General features: G+C 28.2%; 1 protein-coding gene. It reads left to right on the forward strand.

Features of this window, described 5'->3' with window-relative positions:
- The first annotated feature begins 786 nt into the window (after window positions 1–786).
- Entirely contained in the window at window positions 787–3,552 is a 2,766-nt protein-coding gene (locus U9R42_05175) for a cache domain-containing protein (protein MEA3495410.1), read from the forward strand.
- The last annotated feature ends 241 nt before the right edge of the window (window positions 3,553–3,793 follow it).

Here is a 3,793-nt window from a genome sequence, read left to right on the forward strand (position 1 = left end):
ATTGAGTGGTCATTAAGTTGTCATTAAGTTGTCATTAATTGTCATTTGGTAGTCATTAAGTTGTCATTGAGTGGTCATTAAGTTGTCATTATTTGTCATTGGATGGTTATTGGATAGTAAGGGTTTGGGATTTGGGATTTGGGATTTGGGGTTTGGGTTTTGGGTTTTGGGGTTTAGTTGTTAATCCATTGTCGACTGTGGGTTGCGGACTAATTAAATTACGCCCGAAGGGCAAATGACAATAAATGACATGAGCGAAGTGAATAAGTATCATGAACAAAGCAAATAAATGACATGAGCGAAGTGAGTAAGTATCATGAACAAAGCAAGTAAATGACATGAACGAAGTGAGTAAGTATCATAAACAAAGCAAGTAAATGACATGAGCGAAGTGAATAAGTATCATGAACAAAGTAAGGAAATGACATGAGCGAAGTGAGTAAGTATCATGAACAAAGTAAGGAAATGACATGAGCGAAGTGAATAAGTATCATGAACAAAGCAAATAAATGACATGAGCGAAGTGAATAAGTATCATGAACAAAGTAAGGAAATGACATGAACGAAGTGAGTAAGTATCATGAACAAAGCAAGTAAATGACATGAACGAAGTGAGTAAGTATCATGAACAAAGCAAGTAAATGACATGAGCGAAGTGATTAAGTATCATGAACAAAGCAAATAAATGACATGAGCGAAGTGAGTAAGTATCATGAACAAAGTAAGGAAATGAGCGAAGTGAGTAAGTATCATGAACAAAGTAAGTAAATGGATAAAAAAATTAGTATGAAAAAACCAAAATTAAGTGTAAGACGAGGATTATTTATAATATTTTTATTGACAACAATTATGCTATTTGTTTCTATTAGTGCATTATGGATATATTCTGAAATAAGAAGAAACGATAGGGAGCTAAATTTATTAAAAGAAAATTTGATGAGCCAGCATAAAATACTGATTAAAAATAAAGTTGAAAATGTTGTAACTCATATAAATTTTAGAATAAGAACAGATACAATAACTCAAATATCTGATATGCAAAATCAAATATTAAATTGGGTGGCAACAATGCATTTTGAATATGGAGGATATATTTTTATTAATACTTATGATGGCAACGCTTTGATTTTTGATGGCAAAAAAATAAGCGGAATAAAAGATATAAGTAATATAACTGATTCTGATGGTTTAAGATTATTTGATAAAGAATTGCAACTTGCTCATAAAAAAAATGGTGGATATTTTAAATACAAATTTAAAAAAATGGACACTGATATTGAAGAACCAAAAATTTCATACATAAGAGGATATGATAAATGGGAATGGATAATTGGTGCAGGTGTTTATTTCAATGATATTGATAAAGAACTAACAAAACATCACGAAAAATTTAAAGATGAATTAAAAGGTAAAATAACAATAATAATTGCTATATTTTTATTTGTAATAATTGCCTTTCTATTTTTAACTTTTTTTATTAAGAATTATATTACAAAAGAATTTAATGTTTTTCATTCCTTTTTTAAAAATCCTGCAAACAAAAATATTTTTATTAATAAAAGCAAACTAAAAATTCATGAATTTAAAGACCTTGCTAATATCGCAAATACAATGATTGAGGAACGCGATAAAATGGATATTGAATTAAGTGAAAAAAACATACAATACAGGATGTTAGTTGATAATTCACTATCAGGATTTTACATTACTCAAAATCATATACTCAAATTCTGTAATAAAAGATTTGCAGAAATATTTTCCTATGACTTACCTGAAGATATAATTGGTGTTCCAATAAAAAATATTGTTACCAAAGAAAGTTGGGAAAAAATTCAAAAAGAAGTAGAAGAAAGAAAAGAAGGCAAAAAAACATTTTCACAATATGAAATAAAAGCAATTGATAAAAACGGGAAATTATTTGATGCAGAAGTTTTGGGGGGAAAAATAATTTACCAAGGAAAGCTGTCTGTACAAGGAACATTACTTGATATTACAAAAAGAAAAAAGGCTATAGAAAAATTAGAATTAAATAACAAATCTTTAATCCTTACAAAAAACATTTCGGATGTAATGCGAAAAGCAATTAATTTACTATCAGTAGCTGAAGCTTCGGTAAATGCACTTCTAAAACACACAGATGCATCATCGGTTGTTATGTTTACATATAATAAAATTAATAATAAAATTAATTATATTTATTCACAAGGTTTTCCAAAAGAAGCTTTAAAAGCGATTAAACAATTTCGGATAGATGAAAGCTTAACAGGATATTCTATAAAAACAAAAAAAGTACAATTTAGCATAAATGTTAGTAATGATGAAAAATATAAACATACAACAAAAGTTACACTAATTAATTCTAATGTTAAAACTGCTCTTTCAATCCCTTGCATTTATCAAAATGAAGTATTAGGAATAATTAATTTAATATTTGACGGAAAGAAAGAATTTAATAAAACAGAAATAGAAACTTTTTCATCTATAGGTCAAATGATAGGAATAAAGTTTTCAAATGCAAAATATTTGAATGACTTAGAACAAAAAATTATTGAACATGAACAAAGCAAAGAAAGATATAAAGAATTAGCAGAAATAGAAAAAAAGCGATCGGAAGAACTCCAAAAGTCTCATATAGAATTAGAACAGGCACAAGATGCTTCATTAAATATGCTTAATGACTTAAATGAAGAAATTAATATTAGAGAAAAAGCAGAAAAAGAACTCGCCAAACATCGTGATAATCTCGAAAAACTTATTAATGAAAGAACCGAAGAACTTGGAATATCAAATAACTCATTAACATTATTAATGGAAGATGTTATTGATATTAACAGCAAACTTAACAAAACAAATGCTCAATTAGATATAGCAAATAAAGAGCTTGAGTCTTTTTCATATTCTGTTTCACATGATTTAAGAGCCCCACTTCGTACAATAAAAGGTTTTAGCAATGCCATTTTAGAAGATTATCCAAACGAACTAAACAAAGATGCAACTAACTACTTTAAGCAAATAGTATCGGCTACAAATAACATGAGTCAACTTATTGATGACCTCTTAAAGCTATCTCGTGTTAACAAAAGTTATTTAATAATAGAAAGAATAGATATTGGCAAACTGTCAGAAGAAATATTTAACGAACTAAAAAAAATAAACAAAAACGAAAAAATCAAAATCAAAATTCAGAAAAATCTTATTGTAAATGCAGATAGAAATTTAGTAAGAATTATGCTTAATAATTTAATTTCAAACTCTATTAAATTTACATCAACAAAGGAAAAGCCAGTGATTGAAATAGGGAAAATAGACAGAACTAATGAAGAAAATGAAAAAATAATCACAGAATATTTTATAAAAGACAACGGAGTAGGATTTGACAATAAATATTCAGACAATTTATTTGCATGCTTTAAAAGGCTACATTCAGACACAAAATTTGAAGGTTCAGGAATAGGACTCGCAATAGTTAATCGGATAATAAACCGCCACAAAGGAACGATAAGAGGAGAAGGAATACCCAACAAAGAAGCAATATTCTATTTTAGATTTTAGAAAAAAGCATTGTTGCGAATATTTCCTTAATGCCAAGAAAAAAGATTAGCCACAAAGGCTCTAAGACTCAAAGAATCACGAAAAAAGAATCTTTGTGAAACTTCGTGTCTTTGTGCCTTAGTGGCAAGAAAAAAGATTAGCCATAAAAGCTCTAAGACTCAAAGAATCACCAAAAAATAAATCTTCGTGTTCCTTTGTGTCTTTGTGTCTTAGTGGCAAGAAAAAAGATTAGCCATAAAAG

It is taken from the genome of Bacteroidota bacterium (assembly GCA_034723125.1).
Classification (GTDB): Bacteria; Bacteroidota; Bacteroidia; order CAILMK01; family JAAYUY01; genus JAYEOP01.